The 23,380-nt window shown below is 67.0% G+C and carries 23 protein-coding genes and 1 tRNA gene; 16 read left to right on the top strand and 8 right to left on the bottom strand.

Annotated features, from left to right (window positions below):
* Positions 1-82: 82 nt before the first annotated feature.
* From ACNO8X_RS00520 to ACNO8X_RS00555, 8 genes are all read left to right on the top strand, one after another.
* Positions 83-688, top strand: coding sequence for a TetR/AcrR family transcriptional regulator (locus tag ACNO8X_RS00520; protein WP_133762418.1), 606 nt, complete (start codon positions 83-85; stop codon positions 686-688).
* Positions 685-1,914 carry a cytochrome P450 gene (locus tag ACNO8X_RS00525; RefSeq protein ID WP_418003691.1) on the top strand — a complete coding sequence of 410 codons (1,230 nt, stop codon included), beginning with the start codon at positions 685-687 and terminating at the stop codon, positions 1,912-1,914. The genes ACNO8X_RS00520 and ACNO8X_RS00525 overlap by 4 nt, the downstream gene beginning before the upstream one ends.
* A gap of 28 nt (positions 1,915-1,942) precedes the next feature.
* A complete protein-coding gene (locus tag ACNO8X_RS00530) occupies positions 1,943-2,770 on the top strand; it encodes an SDR family oxidoreductase (RefSeq protein ID WP_418003692.1) in 828 nt (275 codons plus the stop codon).
* Entirely contained in the window at positions 2,767-4,119 is a 1,353-nt protein-coding gene (locus ACNO8X_RS00535; protein WP_418003693.1) for a cytochrome P450, read from the top strand. The genes ACNO8X_RS00530 and ACNO8X_RS00535 overlap by 4 nt, the downstream gene beginning before the upstream one ends.
* Position 4,120: 1 nt before the next feature.
* Entirely contained in the window at positions 4,121-4,327 is a 207-nt protein-coding gene (locus ACNO8X_RS00540) for a ferredoxin (RefSeq protein ID WP_418003694.1), read from the top strand.
* Between the two features lie 17 nt (positions 4,328-4,344).
* Positions 4,345-4,920 (top strand): nuclear transport factor 2 family protein, encoded by a 576-nt coding sequence (locus ACNO8X_RS00545; protein WP_418003695.1) that lies wholly within the window; start codon positions 4,345-4,347, stop codon positions 4,918-4,920.
* A gap of 93 nt (positions 4,921-5,013) precedes the next feature.
* The gene (locus tag ACNO8X_RS00550) at positions 5,014-6,144 is read left to right on the top strand and encodes an NDMA-dependent alcohol dehydrogenase (protein ID WP_418003696.1); all 1,131 of its coding nucleotides are present in this window, start codon (positions 5,014-5,016) and stop codon (positions 6,142-6,144) included.
* A 90-nt stretch (positions 6,145-6,234) separates the two neighbouring features.
* Positions 6,235-6,642, top strand: a complete 408-nt coding sequence (locus ACNO8X_RS00555) for a nuclear transport factor 2 family protein (protein ID WP_418003697.1) — start codon at positions 6,235-6,237, stop codon at positions 6,640-6,642.
* 64 nt (positions 6,643-6,706) lie between these two features.
* Here the strand turns inward: ACNO8X_RS00555 and ACNO8X_RS00560 are convergent, their stop codons facing one another.
* The 4 genes from ACNO8X_RS00560 to ACNO8X_RS00575 are packed head-to-tail and all read right to left on the bottom strand — an operon-like array spanning position 6,707 to position 12,066.
* The gene (locus ACNO8X_RS00560) at positions 6,707-7,702 is read right to left on the bottom strand and encodes an NAD-dependent epimerase/dehydratase family protein (protein ID WP_418003698.1); all 996 of its coding nucleotides are present in this window, start codon (positions 7,700-7,702) and stop codon (positions 6,707-6,709) included.
* Positions 7,702-8,667 (bottom strand): SDR family NAD(P)-dependent oxidoreductase, encoded by a 966-nt coding sequence (locus tag ACNO8X_RS00565; protein WP_418003699.1) that lies wholly within the window; start codon positions 8,665-8,667, stop codon positions 7,702-7,704. The genes ACNO8X_RS00560 and ACNO8X_RS00565 overlap by 1 nt, the downstream gene beginning before the upstream one ends.
* Positions 8,668-8,675: 8 nt before the next feature.
* Positions 8,676-10,892: an MMPL family transporter gene (locus tag ACNO8X_RS00570; RefSeq protein ID WP_418003700.1), complete on the bottom strand. Its 2,217-nt coding sequence runs from the start codon at positions 10,890-10,892 to the stop codon at positions 8,676-8,678.
* Between the two features lie 7 nt (positions 10,893-10,899).
* Positions 10,900-12,066, bottom strand: a complete 1,167-nt coding sequence (locus ACNO8X_RS00575; protein WP_418003701.1) for a thiolase family protein — start codon at positions 12,064-12,066, stop codon at positions 10,900-10,902.
* A 461-nt stretch (positions 12,067-12,527) separates the two neighbouring features.
* Between ACNO8X_RS00575 and ACNO8X_RS00580 the strand changes: the two genes are divergently transcribed.
* The 5 genes from ACNO8X_RS00580 to ACNO8X_RS00600 are packed head-to-tail and all read left to right on the top strand — an operon-like array spanning position 12,528 to position 16,863.
* On the top strand, positions 12,528-13,151 hold the full coding sequence (locus ACNO8X_RS00580) for a PaaI family thioesterase (RefSeq protein ID WP_260972271.1): 624 nt from the start codon (positions 12,528-12,530) through the stop codon (positions 13,149-13,151).
* Positions 13,152-14,084: an SDR family NAD(P)-dependent oxidoreductase gene (locus ACNO8X_RS00585; protein WP_418003702.1), complete on the top strand. Its 933-nt coding sequence runs from the start codon at positions 13,152-13,154 to the stop codon at positions 14,082-14,084.
* A gap of 15 nt (positions 14,085-14,099) precedes the next feature.
* On the top strand, positions 14,100-15,461 hold the full coding sequence (locus tag ACNO8X_RS00590) for a cytochrome P450 (RefSeq protein ID WP_418003703.1): 1,362 nt from the start codon (positions 14,100-14,102) through the stop codon (positions 15,459-15,461).
* Positions 15,462-15,471: 10 nt separating this feature from the next.
* Positions 15,472-16,449 (top strand): enoyl-CoA hydratase/isomerase family protein, encoded by a 978-nt coding sequence (locus tag ACNO8X_RS00595; RefSeq protein WP_418003704.1) that lies wholly within the window; start codon positions 15,472-15,474, stop codon positions 16,447-16,449.
* A gap of 9 nt (positions 16,450-16,458) precedes the next feature.
* Entirely contained in the window at positions 16,459-16,863 is a 405-nt protein-coding gene (locus ACNO8X_RS00600; RefSeq protein ID WP_418003705.1) for an HIT family protein, read from the top strand.
* Here the strand turns inward: ACNO8X_RS00600 and ACNO8X_RS00605 are convergent.
* Together ACNO8X_RS00605 and ACNO8X_RS00610 are read right to left on the bottom strand one after the other, a co-directional pair.
* Complete coding sequence (locus tag ACNO8X_RS00605; RefSeq protein ID WP_418003706.1) at positions 16,810-18,303, bottom strand: sensor histidine kinase; 1,494 nt, start codon at positions 18,301-18,303, stop codon at positions 16,810-16,812. The genes ACNO8X_RS00600 and ACNO8X_RS00605 overlap by 54 nt on opposite strands.
* Positions 18,304-18,379: 76 nt before the next feature.
* On the bottom strand, positions 18,380-19,099 hold the full coding sequence (locus tag ACNO8X_RS00610; RefSeq protein WP_133762436.1) for a response regulator transcription factor: 720 nt from the start codon (positions 19,097-19,099) through the stop codon (positions 18,380-18,382).
* Positions 19,100-19,232: 133 nt separating this feature from the next.
* On the opposite strand from ACNO8X_RS00610, the gene ACNO8X_RS00615 reads away from it, so the two are divergent.
* From ACNO8X_RS00615 to ACNO8X_RS00625, 3 genes are all read left to right on the top strand, one after another.
* Entirely contained in the window at positions 19,233-20,546 is a 1,314-nt protein-coding gene (locus tag ACNO8X_RS00615; protein ID WP_418003707.1) for a hypothetical protein, read from the top strand.
* A 42-nt stretch (positions 20,547-20,588) separates the two neighbouring features.
* Positions 20,589-20,663, top strand: a tRNA-Thr gene (locus ACNO8X_RS00620).
* Positions 20,664-20,707: 44 nt separating this feature from the next.
* Positions 20,708-21,112, top strand: a complete 405-nt coding sequence (locus tag ACNO8X_RS00625) for an HNH endonuclease (RefSeq protein WP_418003708.1) — start codon at positions 20,708-20,710, stop codon at positions 21,110-21,112.
* Here ACNO8X_RS00625 and ACNO8X_RS00630 read toward each other — a convergent pair.
* Positions 21,109-22,131 carry a tetratricopeptide repeat protein gene (locus tag ACNO8X_RS00630; RefSeq protein ID WP_418003709.1) on the bottom strand — a complete coding sequence of 341 codons (1,023 nt, stop codon included), beginning with the start codon at positions 22,129-22,131 and terminating at the stop codon, positions 21,109-21,111. The two genes, ACNO8X_RS00625 and ACNO8X_RS00630, sit on opposite strands and share 4 nt — an antisense overlap.
* On the bottom strand, positions 22,128-23,354 hold the full coding sequence (locus tag ACNO8X_RS00635; protein ID WP_418003710.1) for an AAA family ATPase: 1,227 nt from the start codon (positions 23,352-23,354) through the stop codon (positions 22,128-22,130). Before ACNO8X_RS00635 ends, ACNO8X_RS00630 begins: the two co-directional genes overlap by 4 nt.
* Between the last annotated feature and the right edge of the window lie 26 nt (positions 23,355-23,380).

The following is a 23,380-nucleotide window of genomic DNA, read 5'->3' on the forward strand; positions in this document are numbered from 1 at the left end:
GCTATCGCGCTACATATGGATTTACCTGGTTATTTTCGTCACCTTCTTGCTTCCGCAGCGCGTCATCGGCTAACTTGGACATGTGTCCAGCGATGCAGTGGCCGCAGTCACAAGTACCGGCCAAGAAGTGGACGACCAGCCGCGCAACCGCCGCCAGGAGGAAACCTTCCAGAAGGTTCTGGCCGCCGGTCGCGAGATGCTGCGGGAATCGTCCTACGCCGACCTCACGGTGCGGGCAGTGGCAGCGCGGGCGAAGGTCGCGCCGGCAACCGCCTACACCTACTTCTCGTCCAAGAACCACCTCATCGCCGAGGTGTACCTGGACATGGTTCGGCAGGTGCCCTACTTCACCGATGTGAACCAGTCGATGGCCAGCCGCGTCGAACAGGCGCTGCGCAGCCTGGCCCTGGTGGTCGCCGACGAACCCGGGGTGGCAGCCGCCTGCACGACGGCCCTGCTGTCCGGCGACGACGACACGGTCCGCAAGGTGCGCGACCGCATCGGTGGCGAAATCCACCGCCGGATCCGTTCGGCCGTCGGGCCCGATGCCGATCCGCGCCTGCTGTCGGCGCTGGAGATGACGTACTTCGGCGCACTCGTCAACGCCGGCAGCGGCGTCTACACCTATCACCAAATCGCGGACCGGCTGTCCTATGTCGTCGGACTTATCGTGGGAGACAACGCATGACAGCCAACACATCCCCGTCGCTTCGCTCGCCCCGGCAAGTCGAGCTACTCATCGACCCGTACAGCTACGACTTCCATGAAGATCCGTATCCGTATTACCGGCGACTGCGGGACGAGGCGCCGATCTACCGGAACGACAAGCTCAACTTCTGGGCCCTGTCGCGGCACGAGGACGTGCTGCGCGGCTTCCGGAACAGCGTCGCCCTGTCCAACAAGCACGGCGTCTCGCTGGACCCGATCTCCCGCAACGACGAAGCGCACCGCGTGATGTCCTTTCTGGCCCTCGATGATCCGGCGCACCTTCGGCTGCGCACCCTGGTCTCCAAGGGCTTCACGCCGCGGCGCATCCGCGAGCTGGAAGGACGGGTCACCGAGATCGCGGTCCAGCACCTAGACGAGGCGTTGCAGCACAACACCTTTGATTACGTCGACGACTTCGCGGGCAAGCTGCCCATGGACGTCATCAGCGAGTTGATGGGCGTCCCCGACGAAGACCGCGTGCGCATCCGGGCACTCGCCGACGGCGTGATGCACCGCGAGGACGGGGCACCCGACGTCCCGGCCTCCGCCATCGCCGCCTCGGGTGAGCTGTTGATGTACTACGCCGCCATGGTCAAGCAGCGCCGCAAGAGCCTGAGTGATGACCTCACCTCGGCACTGGTCGAGGCCGAGATCGACGGCGACAAACTCACCGACGACGAGATCATGGCGTTCCTGTTCCTGATGGTGATCGCCGGCAACGAGACCACCACGAAACTGCTTGCCAATGCCGCCTATTGGGGACACAAGAACCCCGACCAGCTGGCTCCGGTCTTCGACGACCACGAGCTGATCTCGCCGTGGATCGAGGAGACGCTGCGCTACGACACGTCCAGCCAGCTGCTGGCCCGGGCCGTCGTCGAGGACCTCGAGTTTCACGGCACCACCGTCCCGGCCGGCGAGGTGCTGGTGCTCCTCGCCGGCTCCGCGAACCGCGACGAGCGGGTGTTCGAGGCGCCCGACGAGTACCGCGTCGGCCGCGAGATCGGCTCGAAGCTGGTGAGTTTCGGCAGCGGCGCCCACTTCTGCCTGGGCGCCCACCTGGCCCGGATGGAAGCCCGGGTCGCTCTGACCGAACTGTTCAAACGTATCCGCGGCTACGAGGTGGACGAGGACAACTGCGTCCGCGTGCACTCCAGTTCCGTCCGCGGATTTGCCCACCTGCCCGTCACCGTCCAGACCCGCTGAACCGCCATATTCTGAGAGGCATTGCTACATGGCCCGTTTCGAACCGCACCCCACCCGCAGGCCCGCCATCGTGGCCGGCGCCTCGTCGGGTATCGGCGCCGCGACGGCGACCGCACTCGCCGCCCGTGGCTTCCCGGTCGCCCTCGGCGCCCGCCGGGTGGAGAAGTGTCAGGAACTCGTCGACCAGATCAAAGCCGAAGGCGGAGAGGCGATCGCGCTGCCGCTGGACGTCACCGACACCGCGTCGGCCGAGAACTTCGTCGCCAAGGCAACAGCCGCTCTCGGCGACATCGAGGTCCTGGTCACCGGCGCCGGCGACACGAACTTCGGTCGGCTGCACGAGATGAGCACCGACGAGTTCGCCCAGCAGCTGCAGATTCACCTGGTCGGCGCCAACCGCATGGCCCGTGCCGTCCTCGACGGCATGGTCGAGCGCCGGCGTGGCGACCTGATCTTCGTCGGATCCGATGTGGCGCTGCGCCAGCGCCCGCACATGGGCGCGTACGGCGCCGCGAAGGCCGGTCTGGTCGCGATGGTCACCAACTTCCAGATGGAGCTGGAAGGTACCGGCGTGCGCGCGTCGGTGGTGCATCCCGGCCCGACCATGACGTCGATGGGCTGGAGCCTGCCGGCCGAGAAGATCGGCCCGGCCCTCGAGGATTGGGCCAAATGGGGTCAGGCCCGCCACAGCTACTTCCTGCGCGCCGCCGACCTGGCCCGCGCCATCACGTTCGTCGCCGAGACCCCGCGCGGCGGGTACATCGCCAACATGGAACTGCAGCCCGAAGCGCCGCTGACGGAGATCAAGGACCGCCAGTCGCTGGCCCTGGGCGAAGAAGGGATGCCGAACCAATGACGATCACCAAAGAGGTACAACGGGTTTCGGGCGGCGCCGACGAACACGGCCACCTGGAGGAATTCCGCACCGACCCGATCGGCCTGATGCAGCGCATCCGCGACGAATGCGGCGACGTCGGCTGGTTCCAACTCGCAGACAAGCAGGTGGTGCTGCTGACGGGCTCCGAGGCCAACGAGTTCTTCTTCCGCTCCAGCGACAGCGAACTCAACCAGGCCGAGGCCTATCCGTTCATGACCCCGATCTTCGGCGAGGGCGTCGTGTTCGACGCCGACCCCGAACGTCGGGCCGAAATGCTGCACAACACCGCGCTGCGCGGCGAGCAGATGAAAGGCCATGCCGCGACCATCGAGCGCGAGGTCCGGCGGATGACCGAAAACTGGGGCGACTCGGGGGAAATCGATCTACTGGAGTTCTTCTCCGAACTGACCATCTACACCTCGACGGCCTGCCTGATCGGCCAGAAGTTCCGCAACCAGCTCGATTCGCGGTTCGCGAACTACTACCACCTACTCGAGCGCGGCACCGACCCGCTCTGCTACGTCGACCCCTACCTGCCCATCGAGAGTTTCCGCATCCGCGACGAGGCCCGGGCCAATCTGGTGGCGTTGGTCCAAGAGGTCATGGACGGCCGAATTGCCAGCCCGCCCACCGACAAGAGCGATCGTGACCTGCTCGACGTCCTGGTGTCCATCAAGGACGAAGAGGGCAACCTGCGCTTCAGTGCCAACGAGGTCACCGGCATGTTCATCTCGTTGATGTTCGCCGGGCATCACACCAGCTCGGGTACGTCGTCGTGGACGCTGATCGAGCTGCTGCGCCACCCCGACTTCTATGCCAAGGTCCAGCAGGAGCTCGACGACCTCTACTCCGACGGCCAGGAGGTGAGTTTCCATGCGTTGCGCCAGATTCCGAATCTCGACAACGCACTGAAGGAGACCCTGCGCCTGCACCCGCCGCTGATCATCCTGATGCGCGTCGCGCAGGACGAGTTCGAGGTCGCCGAGCACCCGATCCACAAGGGTCAGATGGTGGCCGCCTCGCCGGCGATCTCCAACCGACTTCCCGAGGACTTCCCGGACCCCGATGCCTTCAACCCCGACCGTTACGAGAAGCCGCGGCAGGAAGATCTGCTGAACCGGTGGACCTGGATCCCGTTCGGCGCCGGCAAGCACCGCTGTGTTGGCGCGGCCTTCGCGCAGATGCAGATCAAGGCGATCTTCTCGGTTCTGTTGCGCGAGTACGAGTTCGAGATGGCGCAGCCCCCGGAGAGCTACCAGAACGACCACTCGAAGATGGTCGTCCAGCTGGCCCGTCCCGCCACGGTCCGGTACCGGAAGCGCTCCTGAAATGGGTTGCTACCGCGTTGAAGTCGACCGCGACCTGTGCCAGGGCCACGCCATGTGCTCCCTGGAGGCGCCCGACTACTTCGACGTTCCCAAGCGCGGCACCGTCGAGATCCTCGACGAGACCCCGCCCGACGAGGCGCGCGACGAGATCGAGCGCGCCGTCGCCGAATGCCCGACCCAAGCCCTGTTCATTCGCGAAACCAGCTGAAAACAAAGGACAAGACAATGACGTCATTCCCCCGCGAACAACTCGAAGAGTGGGTGCAGCGGTGGCTGCAGGTCAACCGGGACGCCGAGGCGGCCGGTGACTGGAAGCCCATGGCCGACTTCTACACCGACGATGCCACCTACGGCTGGAACATCGGGCCCAAGGAGGACGTGATGTGCCTCGGCGTCGATGAGATACGCGATATTGCTTTGGGTTTGGAGATGGAGGGCCTCGAAGGCTGGAAGTACCCGTACCAACGGGTGGTGATCGACGACAAGCAGGGCGAGGTCGTCGGTTTCTGGAAGCAGATCGTCGGCGGAGCCGACAATTCGGCCGGAGCCACCGATTCCGCGCGTTTCGAGGTCTACGGCATCGGCGGCAGCTGGTTCCGGCTGGAGAATGTGGATGGGGAACCGAAGATCGCCTGGCAGCGCGACTTCTTCGATTTCGGCCATGTGCAGAAGCTCTACCTGGACCTGATGACCGCGGGCAAACTGTCCAAGGGCATGCAGCAGCGCATCCAGCGCAGCCTGGCCGGCGAGCAGCTGCCCGGCTACTACCCGCTGGGCGAAGCTCCGGTCCCGATCTGGTGAAACCCGCCCAAGCAGTTGATTGGGGGTGGGTGTGACGTATCTAACTATTGCCTCTAGTCTGAGTGAAACACGTTCTAGTGGAAGGCACATGCGGTGAAGACAAAAGGTGCTCTCATCTGGGAGTTCAACAAGCCGTGGACCATCGAGGAAATCGAGATCGGCGACCCTGTCAAGGACGAGGTCAAGATCCAGATGGAAGCCTCGGGCATGTGCCACTCCGACCATCACCTGGTGACCGGTGACATCCCGATGGCCGGTTTCCCGGTCCTCGGCGGCCACGAGGGCGCGGGCATCGTCGTCGAGGTCGGCCCCGGCGTCGACCACATCGCCGTCGGCGACCACGTCGTGCTGTCGTTCATCCCGTCGTGTGGCGAGTGTCCGTCGTGTCAGGCCGGCATGCGCAATCTGTGCGACCTGGGTATGTACCTGCTGACCGGCGCCGCCGTCTCCGACGGCACCAACCGCGTCCACACCACGGACGGCACCCCGGTCCTCCCGATGACCCTGCTGGGCACCTTCAGCCCGTACATGGTGGTGCACAAGAGCTCGGTCGTGAAGATCGACCCGACCATCCCGTTCGAGGTCGCCTGCCTCGTCGGTTGCGGTGTCACCACCGGCTACGGCTCGGCGGTCCGCAGCGGCGACGTGCGCCCCGGTGACGACGTGTGCATCGTCGGTGTCGGTGGTGTCGGTACCGGCGCGCTGCAGGGTGCCCTGAACGCCGGTGCCCGCAACGTCTTCGTCGTGGATCCTGTTGAGTTCAAACGGGACAACGCCCTGAAGTTCGGTGCCACCCACGCCTACCCGGACATCTTCAGCGCGATGGCAGGCGTCGCGGAGGTCACCGAAGGCCGCATGGCCAGCAAGACCATCGTCACCGTCGGCGAACTGCACGGCGAGGACATCGACAACTACCTCAACATCACCAGCAAGGGCGGCACCTGTGTGGTGACCGCGGTCGCGAACATGGCCAGCCTGGACGTGAAGCTGAACCTGTCGATGCTGACCCTGATGCAGAAGCGCCTGCAGGGCACCATCTTCGGCGGCGGCAACCCGCACCACGACATCCCGTCGCTGCTGGCCATGTACAAGGCCGGCCGCCTGAACCTGGACGACATGGTCACCCGGCAGTACAAGCTGGAGCAGATCAACGAGGGCTACCAGGACATGCTGGAGGGCCGCAACATCCGCGGCGTCATCCGGTACACCGACGCCGACCGCTGAGCGAGACACCCCAGGCCGAAACGGCATTCCAGCAGGGAAAGTTCGAGTAGCCGCCTGCCGCAATGCCGTTTCGGTATGAAAAGGAGAAGCATGAATCCCGTTGTCACCGCGTCGCAGTCGTCGTGGCGCTGCGTCCAGAGCCACGACCGAGAGGGCTGGCTGGCCCTGATGGCCGACGACATCGTCGTCGAAGACCCGATCGGCGAGTCCGTCACCAACCCGGACGGTACCGGCGTGAAGGGCAAGGAGGCGCTGGCCGCCTTCTACGACACCAACATCGGGCCCAACCAGTTGACGATCACCTGCGAGGAGACGTTCCCGTCGAGCTCGCCCAACGAGATCGCCTACATCCTGGTGCTGCGCACCGAATTCCCGAACGGTTTCGTCGCGACCGTCCGCGGTCCTTTCACGTACAAGGTCAACGCAGAGGGGCTGATCACCAACCTGCGCGGCTACTGGAACCTCGAGGCCATGAAGTTCGAGCAGCCTGCCGAGTAACCGCCGACTGGCCAGTTGTCACACGTATTTCTCGAAAATCCGTGCGATAACTGGCCTCTCGGCGTTATTCCACATGTTCAACATAGAACCGGGCCGCGCGGCGGATGGCGTTCACCGTCGGCTCCGGTTCCCAGCCCAACTCCCGCCGCGCCTTGCTGTTGTCCGCCGGTGACGTCAGGTGCAGCAGCCGCGTGATGGTGAGCAGCGGCGGTATCTTGCCCGGGCGCACCGCGCGTAGCGGCAGCGAGGCGTAGGCGCCCGCGTACATGGCGGCCTTCGGGATGCCGAATCGTGGTGGCCGGACGCCGGTTTCGTCGGCCGCCGTCTCCAAGATGGTGCGCAGCGGCAGGTAGCTCTCCGAGATGATGTAGCGCTCCCCGACGCGGCCGCGCTCAGCTGCCAGAAGCAGCGCCCGTGCCGCGTCCTCGATACCGACCACTTCCGCGGCCGCGTGGGCGGCGTAGAACCGCATCCGGCCGACGGCGGTGCGCGCCACGATCTCGCCGTGCGGCGTAGGCTGCCAGTCCCGTGGGCCGTAGGTGTTCGACACACACATCGCGACGGCGGGCAATCCCCGTTCGGCGACCGCATCCAGCACGAGTTGTTCTGCGGCACGCCGTGATCGGACGTAGTCGCCGCCTTTGTCCGCCCAGTTGAACGGGGTCTCCTCGGTGACCGCGCTGCCGTCCGCGCTGACGGCGATGGTGCAGATGGTGCTGACGAAGACGAACTTGTCGAGCTCGGCGTCCACCGCGATGTCGAGCACCTGCCGCAGGCCATCGACGTTGGTCCGGAACAACGGCGCCGGGTCGGGCAGCATGGCCCGGGCGTCGACGACGCAGTAGAAGACGACGTCCCGGTCGGCCATCGCGGACCGCACGGCGTCGTCGTCGAAAATGTCTCCGTAGCAACGCTCGACGTCGAGATCGTCGATGCCGCGGGTCGCGCTACTCTCCCGCAGCAGCACCCGGACGTCGTCGCCGCGTTCGACGAGCTGACGCGTCACGTGGGAGCCGAGGAAGCCACTGGCTCCCATGACCAGTGACTTGCGTGGCGCCATCAGGCTCGGGGCCCGACCGCCTGGCCGAGCAGGCGGTCCGGTTGCGACCACCACGGCGCGGCGTCGGACTCGCCGATTCCGGTGATCTCGTTGGCCTCCACGAAGTACTCGTGCACCCGCGCCGGGTCGACTGCCGGTGCGCGCTTACCCCACTTGACCGAGAGGAATCCGCTGTCCCCCATCGACTTCTGGTGCAGCACATAGGGCGACATCGACCGCGCGCCGCGGCCGACGGTGACCCCGCCGAACGTCCACGCGATGTACGGCAGCACCCGGCGCCAGTAGACCTGGCTGAACTGACCACGTTCGCGCAGGATGTTCGTCCCGGGCATCACGCCCGGATCGAAATACGCCGCGGACATGCCCTCGGGCACCAGGCCGCCGGCCGCGCGGGACAGGTAGAACAAGCCGAGTTTGGTGCGCGCGTACGCCTGGACTCCGTCATCGCTGGGCAGGCACTGCTCGGCGAGCGGCTGCCACTGGGCGGTCTTGACCCGAGCCAGTCGCTGGAACAGGGTCTGGCGGATGGTCGGCGACCCGACGATCATGACGCGCGCATCAGCGGCCAGCTGGGGACTGATCCGCGCCAGCAGCGAGTGCGGGGCCAAAAGGTTGGTGGCCACGGTCAATTCGATGCCGTCGGGACTGAGCTCGTGCGCATCGTTGCGCAGCACTGCGGCATTGAGCACGACGGTGCACAGTGGCGGGATGACGCCGTCCGCCACCAGGCGCGCGATCTCGGCGGCGGCGTTGCGCACGCTCTCTTGGCTGCCCTGGTCGCACACCACGATATGGGTGGTGCCGGCCGCGGCACGGTCACCGAGCGCCGCCTTCAGTTCTTCGCCCCGTTTGGCATTGCGGACCGGCAGCACCGCGTGCCAACCGGGCTGTCCCACCACGCGTTTCGCCAGCCCGAGCCCCAGCCCCGAGGTGGCACCGGTCAACAGCAGGCTCCGTGTCACCATCTGATTCATTACCCGACTTCCGCTGGAATTGACGAATTCTCTTCTGGCGCACCCTCATTCAGACCGATGCGGGCATGGAGCCGGGCCAGTGGTGCCGGCGCCCACCAGTTCGCCTTGCCCAGGAGCACCATGACGGCCGGCAGCAGCACCGTCCGGATCACGATGGCGTCCACCAGGATCGCGACCGCCAGCCCGAACCCGAAGATGCGCAGGAACGACACTTGCGACGCGACGAGCCCGGCGAACGTGATGGCCATGACGAGCGCTGCAGCGGTGACGATCCGGCCGGTGCCGGCCAGACCAAGTGCCACCGATTCGCGGCCGGCCTGATCGGATTTGTCTGAGGCAAGCCAGAATTCGCGAATGCGGGCGATGATGAACACCTCGTAGTCCATCGACAGACCGAACGCGACACAGAACATCAGCACCGGCATGGTCGATACCAAAGTGCCCACCACCGTGGTGCCGAGGCCGCCGAGGTGACCCTCCTGGAAGATCCACACCAGCGCACCGAACGTCGCGGTGAGTGACAAGGCGTTGAGCACCAACGCTTTCAACGGGATGATCACGCTGCCGCTCAGCAGGAACAGCAGGACGAACATCACCACCGCGATCAGCCCCAGCATGGTCGGCACCCGAGTGGCGATGGCCTCGACGCCCTCGCGGTTGGACTGCGCGGCACCGGTGAACAGCGGCGTCATCCCGGCCGGCGGCGGCACGGCGTGCAGCCGGTCCAGCGCTTCGTCGGACGCCGCGCTGAAGGGCAGCGTCGTGGTGGTCACCGTCAGGAAGCTGGCGTCGGTGCCGGTACCGGCCTCGTGCCCGGCGGGACCGATCGCGCGTCCACCGGCGTAGGTGGCACCCGGTCCGGCCGCGGCCACCACGGTCGGCACCTTGGACAGCTCCGCGGCGTAGGCGTCGATGGCGGCGTTGTCGCGGGTTCCGTTGCCGTGCAACAGGACGATGTGCACCGGCAACCCGGCGTCCTGCGTGAAGTCACTGCGCATGTGGTCACCGACCTGACGCGCCGATGACGTGGTCGGCAGGATGCGGTCATCGGGGAAGCCGAACTTGATGTTGAGGAACGGCAGCCCGACGATGACGAGCGGAATCAGGGTGACGGCCGCCGCGATCCTGGGACGACGCATCACCGCGTGCGTCCAGGTGTACCAACGTGATTCGGTCAGCGGACCACGCTGACCCGGCTTGCCGATCCGCTTGCCGGTGACCCGGATGGCGGCCGGCGTGATGACCAGCGCGGCGAGCGCGGCCATGGCCACCACCGACACCGCGCCGTAGGCGAACGACCGCAGGAAGTACATCGGGAAGACCGCCATGGTCGCCAGGCACAGCGCGACCGTGGCCGCCGAGAAGACGACAGTGCGGCCGGCGGTGCGCATGGTGCGCCGCAACGCCTCGTCGGGATGGGAGCCGTCGCCGATCTCCTCGCGGTACCGGCTCACCAGCAGCAGCGAGTAGTCGATGGCCAGGGCCAGTCCCAACGCCACCGCGAGGTTGAGCGCGAATATCGAGACGTCGACGAACTCGGCCAGCACCCGAAGGATCGCAACCGAACCCGAGATCGCGAAGGCCCCGACTGCCAGCGGCACCAGGGCCGCGACCACGCCGCCGAACACCCACACCAGGACCAGGAACGTCAGCGGCAGCACGATGGCCTCGCTGAGGGTCAGATCGTGCCGGCTCTGCTCGTTGACCGCGGAGTACACGGCGCCGGGACCACCCGCCGAGATGGTGAGGCCCGGATCCCGCCCGCCGACATAGCGTTCCACCAACGCGGTGGAGGACGCGATGCCGGTGGTCTCGTTGCCGTCCATGAAGGCGATGACCAGAGCCGAGCGCCCGTCTTTGCTCACCAGACCGGCCGCGACCGGATCAGGAGCTTCGAACGGCGACAGCACCCGGGCGACGTGCTCGGTGCCGCGCAACTCGGTGACCAGCCGGTCCACCTGGACCCGCACCGGCGCCGAGGTCACCGGTTGCTTGGCCTGCACCAGCAGATTCAGGTTGACGAAGCCGCGGTGAAACTCTTCGGTGAGCACCTTGTTGGCGCGGTTGGACTGGGCGTCGGGGTCGGTGAATCCACCGGCGCCGAGCATGTCTGCGACGGGTGCGGACAGGACCCCGAAGAGCGACATCAGAATGACGGTGGCCAGGAGAATCCGTTTGGGCGCGGCGATGACGACGCGCGAGATCAGCTCGAGCATCGTCGCGTCACGCCGCCGGCGGGAAGACGTTGAGCACGACGGCGGCACCCAGGCCGCCCGCGCTGACGATCGCACCGGCGCCGATACCGCCGCCGCGGCGCTGCAGTTCATTGATCAAGGTGCCGGCCACGCGGGTACCGGAGGCACCGTAGGGGTGGCCGAGCGCCAGGCCGCCGCCGTGCACGTTGAGCCGGTCGCGGCCGATGTGCAGCGAGCGTTCGTAGGCGATGCCGATCGAGGCGTAGGAGTCGTGGACGTCGTACAGGTCGACGGACTCGATGCCGATGCCGGCGCCGTCGAGGGCGCGCCGGGTGGCGGTGATCGCGGCCTCGGTGGCGCGCTCGGGCTCCGAGCCGACGACCGACCAGCCGACGATCTCCGCCAGCGGGGTCAGGCCCTGCGCTGCGGCGAAGTCGGGGTCGCAGATCATCACGGCGGCGGCACCGTCGGTGAGGCCCGTCTGGTTGCCCGGCGTCACCGTGCAGTCCTCACCGAGGAACGACGTCAGCGCGGACAGGTTCTTCATGTTGAAGTCGCGGCACGGCAGTTCGTCATCGAAAACGGCTGTGCCGTCGACAGTTACGGCAACCTTCTCGACATCGAGCACGCCCGCGTCGATGGCGTCCGAGGCCAGGGTGTGCGCCCGGGCCGACCACTCGTCGACCTCTTCGCGGGTCAGACCGAACATCCGCGCGGTGCCCTCACCGAGGGTGCGGGCCAGGTCGAGCGCCGGCATCTCGCCGATGCCGGGATGCATCGGGGCGATCTTGGTGTCGGTGATGCCGGTGGCCGCGAACTGCGGACCCGCCAAGGGTGACGCCGACGGCGTGTTCAGGCCGCCGGCGATGACGCACTTGCCCATGCCCGCCTTGATGGTCGCCACGGCCTGGTGCATCGCCATCATTCCCGAAGCGCACCAACCGCCGACCGCGACGGCCGGGGTGTCCAGCGGCAGCCCCATGTCCAGGGCCGAGTAGCGGGCGATGCAGCCGCCGCCCTGCAGCACCTCACCCATCACGATGTTGTCGATCCACTGCGGGTCGACGCCGGCGCGGTCGATCACCTCACGGATCACCGTGCTCGCGAGGTCGAACTCAGAAACGTTGGCCAGTCCACCTACCAGCGAACGCGTGAACGGGGTTCGCGCATACGCAACGACTACTGGATTGGTCAAGATTCTTGTCCTCCTCGGCAACGTCATCCACGAGCGGCGGCACGCAATCCGCGGACTGCTCAGAACTGTCGTGTGCGCGTGGACATAACGGCATGGCTGTTCTTCGCCGTACTGATATCAGCAACTAACGGCAATAGTTTGTAACACGCAATCCCGGTGCAGTCCATATTGCTTTGGCGTAAATATCCACGTCGGAGGCGTTAATTATCAATTTAGCGAACTAGTTAGAACCTGTTTCAATAGTTGCTCGACGCAATGATTGATGTAACCCCCGTCACAGCGGGAACCACGTTGCCGCACAACCGATAACAGTGTTTCGAAGGACACCGACCAATGCTGTGAATCAGCTTGCGGACCGCGCGCCCACTGCCGCGACGCCCGCCGCTGTGGCAAACCCTCGACGACCATCGCAGCAAACTTTGGGCTCGACAGCGTCCGGTAGAACATGTTCTAGTAGCGACATGCTCGACTTCAGCACCGACACCCTCAGCCCCGAGGAAGCCGAACGCCTCCGTTCCGTATTCGAGCCGCTGACCCAATCGGTCCGGGAACTGATGGATGCGACGGTCCGCAGCGACGCCGACGCCGACACCATCGCGGCCGCGAAAGCCGAGATCGAATCGGCCACCGCGCGGTTGCGGTCCAAGCAGCTGGAGAAGACCTGGGGCCTGCGCTTCACCACCGAAGGTGAGTGGCTGCCATGGGCCAATGCCGTTGTGGGGCTGCGTAACCCGGTCGCACCGCCGCTGACCGTCGTTCTCGAAGCAAAGGACTACGTCTGGTCCGAGTTCTCCCTCGGCGCCGCCTACGAGGGCCCGCCCAACCACGCGCACGGCGGCGTCTGCGCCATGATTCTCGACCATGTGCTGGGCGAAGTGTCGTCGAACGACGGCACGACCCGGTTCACCGGCACCATCAACGTGAAGTACGTGCGCCCCACCCCGCTGGGCAAGCTGCGAGCCGAAGCACGCATCGTGCGCACCGAGGGCTTCAAGGCCTACGGCGTCGCCCACATCGCCGACGACCAGGGCGTCACCATCGAAGCCGAGGGCATCTTCATCCAGCCCAAGTGGGCCCGCGGCTAGATGACACGGTCGATCGGCGCCAATGCCACCAAAGTGGCCAAAGACTGGCTCGGCGCGCACATTCCTGACCAGACCGGCCGGACAGTCCTGATCACCGGTGCCAACGGCGGCCTCGGCGCCGCCACCGCGCGGCACCTGGCGAATGCGGGAGCTCAGGTCATCCTGGCGTGCCGCCGCCCTGAGCAAGCCGAGGCGTTGGCCGCCGAAATCGGCCCTGCCGCGAAGACTCTGAATCTCGACCTGGCCAACCTGGACTCTGTGAAGTCCGCAGCGGCTGCCTGTGGCCCCGTCGACACCGTCATCGCGCTGGCCGGGGTGTGTCACGTGCCCTACGGACTGACCGCCGACGGTTTCGAATTACACACCGGCATCAACCATCTCGGACATTTCGCGCTGGTCGGCCAGCTCCTGGACCGCATCACCGACCGGGTCGTGGTGGTCACCAGCCGGGCACACGAGTTCGTCGGCCGACCGGGCTTCGGCAAGCTCGCGCCCGCCGATCCCGGGTGGCGCACCCGCAGGTACTCCGCGTTCGACGGGTACTGCCAGGCCAAGCTCGCCAACTTGTTGTTCGCGGGTGAGCTGCAGCGCCGCCTCACCGCTGCCGGGAGCACGGTGAAATCGGTATCCGCACAACCCGGTTGGGCCGACACCGACGCGGGCATGCACTCCGGCCGCAAGTGGGGCGACGTCTCGTGGCGTGCCTCGTGCCGGGCCATCGGTCAGCCGGCGGACGTTGCGGCCCTGTCGATCACCTACGCCGCCGCCGCGGACGACGTCGTCGCCGGCGGCTACTACGGGCCCAACCGGTTCTTCGGGATGCGCGGCCTCCCGGCTCCGGCGAAGGCCGGCCGCGCCGCCACCGACCAGGCTCTGATGACCGCGAATTGGGTTGCCGCCGAACACCACACCGGTGTCCGGTACGGCATCTGACGACAGGAGCCGACAGTGTCAACCGATACAACCGATGTCGGCCGGCTGCCGCCGGCCCCCGACGTACCCTTGAGCCTGCGCGAGCGAATTGCCGCAATCCAGTTGGCGCACAGCGGATGTGAGACCTTCCGCGACGCGGGCGGTCCGGTCACCACCGTGCGGATCGCCCCGAAGTGGATGATGCCGCCGATCGTCGCCGTGACTTCTCCGCAGGGCGCTCGCGACGTCCTGACCGCCACGTACCCGGCCGTCGACCGCGACTTCCCGTTCATGACCGAGCAGCAGAAGCTCAACGGCGGATCGCTGCTGAATTTCAGCCACCGGGAATGGGTCGGGCGGCGGCGCATGCTGCAACCGGTGTTCACCACCGCACGCATCGCCGAACTCAACGGGCAGATGTACGACATCGCCGCCGACGCCGCGACCTCGTGGCGCGACGGGTCCGAGATCGACCTCGACCAGGAGAGCCGGCGGATCACCATGCGGGTGCTCGGCCGCACCATCATGGGATTCGAACCCGGTTCCTACACAGACGAATTGGTTGATCCACTACGCCGGATCAGCAAGTACATCGCCGACCGGGGCCGCGCACCGGTGAAGCTGCCGAGCTGGGTGCCGACCAGGGAACGCCGCTTCGCGGTCAGATTCAACAAGGTGGCGCACGACCTCGCCGCACAGATCCTGCAGGACTGCCGCACCGATCCGGAGCTGAGCGCGCCCCTGGTCCGCGCGATGATGGAGGCCCGGGATCCGGAGACCTCAGAACCGTTGACGGACGAGGAGATCTGCCACGAGCTCGTCATCTTCCTGGCCTCCGGGCTGGAGACCACCGCGACGACGCTCGCCTACGCACTCTGGTCGCTGGGCCGTCATCCCGACATCTATGACCGCGTCGCGGCCGAGGTGTCGGCGGTCGACGAGGCGGCACTGCGGACCAATCCGCGCAGCCAGCTGCCCTACACCGTGAGCGTCATCCAGGAGGCCCTGCGTCTCGGCGGCCCGACGCCCGGTGTGATGCGGATTGCCCGGCAGGACATGGCAGTCGACGGTTTCCGCGTCGAGGCGGGCAGCATGCTGCTGGTCGGCGTGTACGCCATGCACCGAGACCCGGAATTATGGGACCGCCCACTGGAATTCGATCCCGACCGGTTCAGCGCGGGCCGCTCGCGGATGCAATGGCAGTTCCTGCCGTTCGGCGGCGGGCCGCGGTCGTGCATCGGCGAGTTCTTCGCCCTGACCGCGGCGACCCTGGAGCTGGCGTCGATCGTCCGGCACTGCCGGCTGACGTCGCGCGAATCGACGTTCCCCATCACTGCGCCCCTCACCATCGTGCCGGACGGGCCCATCCCAGCCCTGGTCCAGACCGTGAACTCCTAGGAAGACCGCCGTGCCACGACGAGCCCCGGTACGTACCGCCGAGCTGGACCTGGAAACCCTGACGCTGCAGCAGGACGGCCGCGTCCTCACCGCGCGGTTCGACGACCCGCCGAACCAGTTCCTGTCGCTGCGGCTGGTCAAGGACATGGACCGGCTGACCCGCGCCGCGGATCTAGATCCCGAGGTCGGCGCGGTGATCCTGACCGGGACCGGCGACAAGTTCATCTCGCACTCCGAACCTGAACAGGTGCAACTGTTCTTCCAGCTGGCGACGCCGCCGCTGCCGCCGCGCGCCGTGGGCTGGTCCATCAAGCTCAACAACGCCGCCATGCGCGTCCCGGCCCTGCTCAAGGCCACCGAGACCCGCGGCGGCGATTGGGGCACCGGCATCGTCTACAGCGCCATCCTCAAGCGGACCATCACCCGGATGAACCGCTCGGGCGTCGTCTACCTCGCCGCCATCAACGGCACGACCCTCGGTGGCGGGTTCGAGCTCGCGCTGTTCTGCGACCTGCGGATCGCCGCCGACGCCGACCAGGTCCGCATCGGCCTGATCGAGATTCTCGCGGGCCTGGTGCCGGGAGGCGGTGGCAGCCAACGACTTCCGGCCATGCTCGGCATGTCCGCCGCACTGGAACACATGCTGGAAGGCCGACCGCTGACCGCGCGGGAAGCACTCGACGCCGGCGTCGTGCACCGACTCGTGCCCGCCGCAAACCTCCTCGACGACGTCCACGCCACCGCGCAGCGGCTGTCCCGGCGCTCCCCCTACGCCATCGCGGCCGTCAAACGCGCCGTCTACTTCGGCGGCAACAAATCGCTGTCCCGCGCCCTCGACTTCGAGCTCGCGGGATTCATCGGGACCGGCCGGAATCCGCGAAAACACCTGACGGCGGACGCTTTTCAGCAGGACTACGAGACCATCGGCGACAGCCCCTTCGCCACGCACATCGATCCCTGGCTGTCCGGCACCCGCGTCGAGCAATAGGCTGGGCCCATGCCGACCGTCTTCAGCATGATCATCAACCGCGACCTGCCGGGCCGATTCGTCTACGAGGACGACGACGTCGTCGCGTTCCTCACCATCGAGCCCATGACGCAGGGCCACACGCTTGTCGTGCCCCGGGCCGAGGTGGACAACTGGCAGGAACTGGACCCCGAGCTGTGGGGCAAGGTCATGGCGGTGTCACAGCAGATCGGCCGCGCGGTGTGCACGGCGTTCGACGCGCCCCGCGCCGGTGTGATCATCGCCGGGCTCGAGGTGCCGCACCTGCACGTGCACGTCTTCCCGGCCCGCAACCTGTCCGACTTCGGCTTCGCCAATGTCGACCGCAACCCGTCGCCGGAATCACTCGACGAGGCTCAGGCCAAGATCGTCGCCGCCCTCGGCACCGCCGGCTGAGCCGGCTACTTCGGCAGAGCCGGCGGCGCCGCCGACCCGGGGCAGACGCACCGTGAATCGGCAGCCGTGGCCCGGCGCCGTGGTCACGGTGACGACGCCGCCGTGCGCCCGCACCAGCGAGTCGACGATCGACAGCCCGAGGCCCGTGCCGCCGCTGGTCCGGGTGCGCGACGAGTCCGTGCGGTAGAAGCGCTCGAAGATGCGGTGGGCATCCTCGGCCGTGAGGCCAGGGCCCTGGTCGCACACCTCGAGTACCGCGTCGCCGTCGACCGTGCCGACCCGCACGGTGATGCCACCGGACTCCGGGGTGTGCTGCACCGCGTTCATCACCAGGTTGCCCAGCACCTGGCGCAACCGGGCTTCGTCGCCCAGGACTTCCGGGGTGCCCGGCCCGTCCAGCAGTTCCAGCGACACCGTCCGCAACGGTGCGATCGACCGGGCGTCGTGCACCGCGTCGGTGGCCAGGATCAACAGGTCGACGGGGCGCTGCTCCAGCGGCCGCTGTTGGTCCAGCCGCGCCAGCAGCAGCAGATCCTCGACCAGCAGACCCATCCGGCGGGCCTCGCTCTCGATCCGACTCATCAGCATCTCGACGTCACTGGCAGCGCCCTGCCGGTACAGCTCGGCGAAGCCGCGAATCGTGGTCAGCGGCGTCCGCAGCTCGTGGCTGGCATCGGTGATGAAGCGCCGCATCCGCTCCTCGGAGGTACGCGCCGTCTCCGCCGACTGCTCCGATGAGGCCACCGCGCCCTGAATCTGCGCGAGCATTCCGTTGAGCGCCAACGACAATCGGCCGACTTCCGTCCGCGAGTCCCGTGCCGGCACACGACGGTCGAGCTGCCCGGCGGCGATGTCGGCGGCCGTCCGCTCCACCTCGACGAGCGGCCGCAGGCTGCGGTGCACCGCGACGTACCCGGCGACGCCCAGGATCAACAGCACCGCGGCGCCGATGCCGACCTGCGACCAGGCCAGCGCCCGCACCGTCGACGTCACGTCGGACAGGTCGATCGCGACCGTCGTCAGTTCGCCGGCCGGGCCGCGCACCGTCATGGCCCGCCATTTGACATCCGAATGATGGATCGAGCCGACCGTCGTCGGCACCGGGCCGACGTCGTTGCTGTCCGGCAGGGACGGCTGCGCATCGTTGTCGTTGACGGCGATCCACACCCGGCCGTCGGGATCGATGCCGCGCACATAGAAGTTCGACGGCGGCCGTGCCGGGTTCGGGCCCTCGATCGGAGTGGCGGGCATCCGCCGCGGCTCCTGCGCCCAGCTGCGGGAGGCGTCGAGCAGGGTTTCGTCGACGCGGTTGACCAGGCTGTGCTGCATGATCGACGTGACTGCGATGCCGGAGGCCAGCAGACCGCAGGCCGCCAGCAGGACGGTCGCGGCGACCAGCCCCAGCCGCAGCGGAATGCCGCGTGAACGCAGGCGTGTCATCACTCCATTGTTGGCGATGTCCACCCAGGAATCGCGCAAAGCGCTCAGTGTTGTCTGTTCTTCGCGCGCGCGCTCATCACCGCGGCTCGCGCAACACGTAGCCGACACCGCGCAGGGTGTGCAGCAGGCGCTTCTCGCCGGTGTCGATCTTGCGGCGCAGGTACGACACGTAGGACTCGACGACGTTCACGTCACCGCCGAAGTCGTAACGCCACACGTGATCGAGGATCTTCGGCTTCGACAGGACGGTGCCCGCGTTGATGATGAAGTAGCGCAGCAGCGTGAACTCGGTGGGCGACAGCGAGACCGGTTCCCCGGCCTTCCACACCTCGTGGGTGTCTTCGTCGAGTTCGATGTCGGCGAACGTCAGCCGGGCGCTGCGCGGCTCTTCGACACCACGGCCGGTGCGGCGCAGGATCACCCGCAGCCGCGCCACCACCTCTTCGAGGCTGAACGGCTTGGTGACATAGTCGTCGCCGCCGAGCGTCAGACCGGCGACCTTGTCCTGCAGGCTGTCGCGGGCCGTGAGGAACAGCGCCGGCGCATCGATACCGTCGGCCCGCATCCGGCGCAGCACGCCGAACCCGTCCATGCCCGGCATCATCACGTCGAGGATCACCGCATCCGGCTTGACCTCGCGGGCCTTGTCCAGCGCGGCGGGGCCGTTGGAGGCGGAGTGCACCTCGAAGCCCTGGAACTTCAGGCTCACCGAAAGTAGCTCGACGATATTGGTCTCGTCGTCGACTACCAGAATCCGTGCTTCGGGCGTCGCCTCGGGAAGTGCAGCCATGGCCATGCAGCCATGGTCCTCGCAGGCCTTAAATCCTCCCTGCCTGGTGGCTGTGAAGATACTGTGAGTCGCGCAGGCATTTGCCAGACCTCTCGCACCTCGGCCACATCGGATGTGACCGGCGCCATACACTTGGCCGATGGATTTGGGTAAAGCCCTGTCAGACCTGGCCTCGACACCGCTCCGCATCGCCTCCGCCAGCCTCGAAATCGCCGGCGACACCGTCACCGCCGTCCAGCGGGGTCTGAACGGCAGCGGGCCGGCGATCGTCGCCCCGTCGATGAGCCGCATCTTCGGCTTCGACGACGCGCTCAGCCGGGCCGGTCGCCTCACCCGACTGATCGACGACGACGCTCCCCTCGGCCGGGCGCTGGCGCCGGGCGGCGTGCTCGATCGACTACTACGCCCGGGCGGTCTGGTCGACCAGATCAGCCAGGACGGCGGCCTCCTCGACCGCCTCACCGCGGAAGGTGGTGCCGTGACGCGAGCACTGGCACCAGGCGGCATCATCGACCAGCTGACCCTCGACGGTGGCTTGCTGGACCAATTGACATCCGACGACGGCGCGTTGTCGCGAGTGCTCGCCCCGGGCGGCTTCGCCGAACAGGTGCTCGCCCCCGACGGTGTCGTGGACCGGGTACTCAGCGAGGACGGCATCGCCGCCCGCCTGATCGCGAAGGACGGACCGGCCGACCGCTTCCTTGCCGACGACGGTGTGGTGGACCGACTGCTGAGTACCGGCGGCATCGTCGACCGACTGCTCGAACCGGGCGGCCCAGCCGACCGCGTCCTCGCCGACGGCGGTGTCGTCGACCGCGTGCTGTCCACCGACGGCATCCTTGACCGGGTGCTCGCCCCGGGCGGGGTGGCCGACCGCGGTCTCGCCGAAGGCGGCGTCGTGGACCAGGTGCTCGCCGACGGCGGCATTGTGGACCGGGTCCTTCGACCGGAGGGCATCGCCGACCGGTTGATCGGCGAAGGTGGCATCGCCGACCGACTGTTGGCCGACAACGGCGTGGTCGATCGGGTGCTGCGAGCGGACGGCATCGCCGACCGCCTGCTCGGCGATGGCGGATCGGTCGACAAGATGCTCGCCGACGGCGGCCTGGTGGACCGACTGCTCAGCGAGGGCGGCATCGCCGAACGACTGCTCGACGAAGGCGGCGCCATCGACGTCCTCACCGCACCCGACGGCGCCCTGATGAAGTTGAACGACGTCGTCGACAACCTCAACCAACTGGCGCCCGTACTCGCTGGGCTCGCCCCGACCGTCGACAAGCTGTACGACGCGGTGCTCGTGCTCAACGACGCGGTGAATCCGCTGAGCAACATCGCCGGCCGGATTCCGGGGAGCCGTCAGCGCGGCAGGCGCGCGGCGGCTCGGGCCGCGGCCTCGCAGCGGGTCGTGGACGAGAACGGCCAGGACCAGCCGGGATCCACCCAGGCACCCTGACGGGTTAGGATTCTGGGCGGTTCGAGCCTTCTCGGACCGCATGCCTCCTTAGCTCAGTGGTAGAGCGTTCGCCTTGTAAGCGGAATGTCATCGGTTCAATCCCGATAGGAGGCTCCATCATCCCGTGTCTACGTGTCGGTGGCCCGTCGTAGCGTCCGCCCATGAGGTCATGTCTCGCTTGCGGTAATCCGCTCTTGAAGCGCAGCCAAAAGGTCTACTGCAGTAACGCATGCCAGGCGTCGGCCCGCCGCGACGCGAAGACGAAACGGTGGCTTGAGACCGGAGAGGCGTCCCTCGGCACCTACCAGGATCACTATGTTCGGCAATACATCGGAGACGCTCAATCCGGCTGCTGCGCGATCTGTGGCGGAGACACATCCTGGCAAGACCTGCCGCTGGCGTTGGTACTGGATCACATCGACGGCGACCCGACGAACAACCGCCGGGAGAACCTGCGGTTGGTCTGCCCGAACTGCGACTCACAGCTGCCGACGTACAAGAGCCGTAACCGCGGCAACGGCCGCCACTTCCGTCGCGAGCGATACGCCAATGGGCAGTCGTACTAGTGCCGCGTGAAGCGGCTTACCCAGGCCAGCACGATGCTGACGACGAGCAGCATCGGAGCACCGACCTGTACCACCTCCAACTGTCGCGGGCTGACTGTCGTGAGAGCCCCCAGCACCACCGCGACGACAACGATCACCAGACGCACCGCCAGCAGTGGCTGGCTCTTCAGGGCCGAAGCCAAGGTCCGGCGCCCGACGGTGACCACCAGCTTTCCCAGAGCAGCGCCAAGACCCACGGTCACCACGGCGATCCCGACCCGCGGTCCCATACCCAGCGTGTTGCCCGGAGCTGCCGTGACGAGCAGCAGCCACAGCAGGAACAGCACGCCGACAGTGCACCACCGCAGCCACCGGGCCATCGCGAGTGCGATATTTCGGCGTGCCAGACCGCCGAGGGCAGGGTCGAGCGTGCCGGCACCGAGGAAGCCCCGCAGCGCGCCCAAGAGCCGTCCCCGCGCCATCCGGTTGACCGCCAGGTTGTGCGTCGCATTTGCGTGATCGGGTTGCAGCCGGAGCGCGGCAGTGTATTCGGCATCCGATTCGGCGGTTCGAGACAGCTTCCGAAAGATGTTTCCCCGCAGGACAAACAGATCCGGATCTGAGGGCTCCAGGCGGATCGCTTCGGTGACCTCGGTCAGCGCGGCATCCAGCCAGCCTTCATCCGACAGGATTTGGGCGTACACCAAGTGGGTTCGGTACTCGTTCGGGTTGCCGCAGACCGCTCGCCAGGCCATCCACTTCGCCTCGTGCAGTCGCCCTTGCCCGCGAAGCGCCAACGCATACAAGCGAATCGCATGCTCATTGTCGGGGACCGATTTCAGTGCCGCATAGAGGCGGCGCTCGGCACCGATGTGGTCGCCGAGCCCGACGGCGGCCTGGGCATCGAGGATGAGCAGCACCGGATCATCCGGCGCCATCGAAAGTGCACCAGCCAGCACCTCGCGGGCGCGCTGATGGTTGTCAACGTCGAGGTACAACCGCGCCTGCTGCAGCGCGGCATCGGCGGCGTCGGCTGTCACCGAATCTTGTTGCGGCGCAAGTACTTTGCCAGTTCGTCGTAGGTACCGTCCCGATTGCCGAATTCGACGACGTTGCGGGCGGTATCGAACCACGGACCGGTCGACGGGCGAACCTGCTGCAGCGCCGTCTCCACATCGGACATCCGCACCGGCCGCACCTGCCCGGTGTGTAGCGAGTCGGCCATCGCCAATTGCGTTGCGGTGTCACAGACATGAGCCAGGTCCGCGCCGGAGAAGCCCGCGGTACGGGCCGCCACCGTAGAGAGGTCGATTCCCTCGATCGGACGATCCTGCAGGTGCAGCCGCGCGATGCCGGCCCGGGCCGCGGTGTCGGGCAACCCGACGAAAACCATCCGGTCGAACCGTCCTGGCCGACGCAGCGCCGCATCGACATCCCATGGCGCGTTGGTGGCGCCCAGGATGTACACCCCGTCGTTGCTCGCCGAGGCCGAATCCAGTTCCTCCAGCAGGGTATTGACGATGGTCCGGATACCGGACGTACCGCTCAACGCGGACCGGCGGTGGCCCAGTGCGTCGACCTCGTCGAAAAACAGCACACACGGCGCGTTACGCCGCGCGGTGTCGAAGACCGAGCGGATGCTGCGTTCGCTCTCGCCGAACCAGCGGTGCAGCACATCTGCGATGCCGACCTGATAGAAGTTCGCGCCCAGCTCGCCCGATACCGCCTTGGCGATGAACGACTTCCCGCACCCGGGCGGCCCATAGAGCAGCAGACCGCCGCGAGCCGACATTTTGTAGGCCTTCATCAGTTCTGGGTTGCGAAGCGGTCCGAGCAGCGAGAGTTCGAGCTGTTTCTTCACAGCGTCCATGCCGCCGACGTCGGCGAGCCGCACCTCACTGCGGGTGACCGCCTCGAAGTCGTCCTCTCCCACGGCCTGCGCGGGTTCATCGACAAAAGCGGGCTTGACGATGTCGGATACCTGATCCTCGGCCGCGTCCCAGTCGAACGATGACTTCGGTTGCGGTACTTCGGGTTCAGGCGCCGGCGCCGGGGCGGCCAGTGCCGCAGTGCATTGCTGCAACAACTGTTGCGCCGTGTTGTCGGTCGGGTCGGCGGCCAGTACCGCGCCGCAGTGCGCCAATGCCTCGGCGTGCCTGCCCCGTTCGGCCAGCATTCCGGCGAGGTGCAGGCGCAGGGCCAGCGCGTCTGGACTCTGCTCGACTGCCTGCACCAACTGTGCGATCACCGGATCATCGGTCACTTTTCATCCCCCTCGCCCCCACGCTG

Origin of the sequence: Mycobacterium sp. PDNC021 (assembly GCF_048282635.1) — a bacterium.
In the GTDB taxonomy this organism is placed as follows: domain Bacteria; phylum Actinomycetota; class Actinomycetes; order Mycobacteriales; family Mycobacteriaceae; genus Mycobacterium; species Mycobacterium llatzerense.

What these genes read in the sequence shown, in the direction of transcription:
- ACNO8X_RS00600 (WP_418003705.1), top strand. Translation starts at nt 16,459, where the DNA reads ATGCCGACCGTCTTCAGCATGATCATCAACCGCGACCTGCCGGGCCGA.
- ACNO8X_RS00625 (WP_418003708.1), top strand. Translation starts at nt 20,708, where the DNA reads ATGAGGTCATGTCTCGCTTGCGGTAATCCGCTCTTGAAGCGCAGCCAA.
- ACNO8X_RS00605 (WP_418003706.1), bottom strand. Translation starts at nt 18,303, where the DNA reads ATGACACGCCTGCGTTCACGCGGCATTCCGCTGCGGCTGGGGCTGGTC.
- ACNO8X_RS00555 (WP_418003697.1), top strand. Translation starts at nt 6,235, where the DNA reads ATGAATCCCGTTGTCACCGCGTCGCAGTCGTCGTGGCGCTGCGTCCAG.
- ACNO8X_RS00610 (WP_133762436.1), bottom strand. Translation starts at nt 19,099, where the DNA reads ATGGCCATGGCTGCACTTCCCGAGGCGACGCCCGAAGCACGGATTCTG.
- ACNO8X_RS00615 (WP_418003707.1), top strand. Translation starts at nt 19,233, where the DNA reads ATGGATTTGGGTAAAGCCCTGTCAGACCTGGCCTCGACACCGCTCCGC.
- ACNO8X_RS00565 (WP_418003699.1), bottom strand. Translation starts at nt 8,667, where the DNA reads ATGGTGACACGGAGCCTGCTGTTGACCGGTGCCACCTCGGGGCTGGGG.
- ACNO8X_RS00540 (WP_418003694.1), top strand. Translation starts at nt 4,121, where the DNA reads ATGGGTTGCTACCGCGTTGAAGTCGACCGCGACCTGTGCCAGGGCCAC.
- ACNO8X_RS00525 (WP_418003691.1), top strand. Translation starts at nt 685, where the DNA reads ATGACAGCCAACACATCCCCGTCGCTTCGCTCGCCCCGGCAAGTCGAG.
- ACNO8X_RS00560 (WP_418003698.1), bottom strand. Translation starts at nt 7,702, where the DNA reads ATGGCGCCACGCAAGTCACTGGTCATGGGAGCCAGTGGCTTCCTCGGC.
- ACNO8X_RS00535 (WP_418003693.1), top strand. Translation starts at nt 2,767, where the DNA reads ATGACGATCACCAAAGAGGTACAACGGGTTTCGGGCGGCGCCGACGAA.
- ACNO8X_RS00545 (WP_418003695.1), top strand. Translation starts at nt 4,345, where the DNA reads ATGACGTCATTCCCCCGCGAACAACTCGAAGAGTGGGTGCAGCGGTGG.
- ACNO8X_RS00585 (WP_418003702.1), top strand. Translation starts at nt 13,152, where the DNA reads ATGACACGGTCGATCGGCGCCAATGCCACCAAAGTGGCCAAAGACTGG.
- ACNO8X_RS00530 (WP_418003692.1), top strand. Translation starts at nt 1,943, where the DNA reads ATGGCCCGTTTCGAACCGCACCCCACCCGCAGGCCCGCCATCGTGGCC.
- ACNO8X_RS00580 (WP_260972271.1), top strand. Translation starts at nt 12,528, where the DNA reads ATGCTCGACTTCAGCACCGACACCCTCAGCCCCGAGGAAGCCGAACGC.
- ACNO8X_RS00570 (WP_418003700.1), bottom strand. Translation starts at nt 10,892, where the DNA reads ATGCTCGAGCTGATCTCGCGCGTCGTCATCGCCGCGCCCAAACGGATT.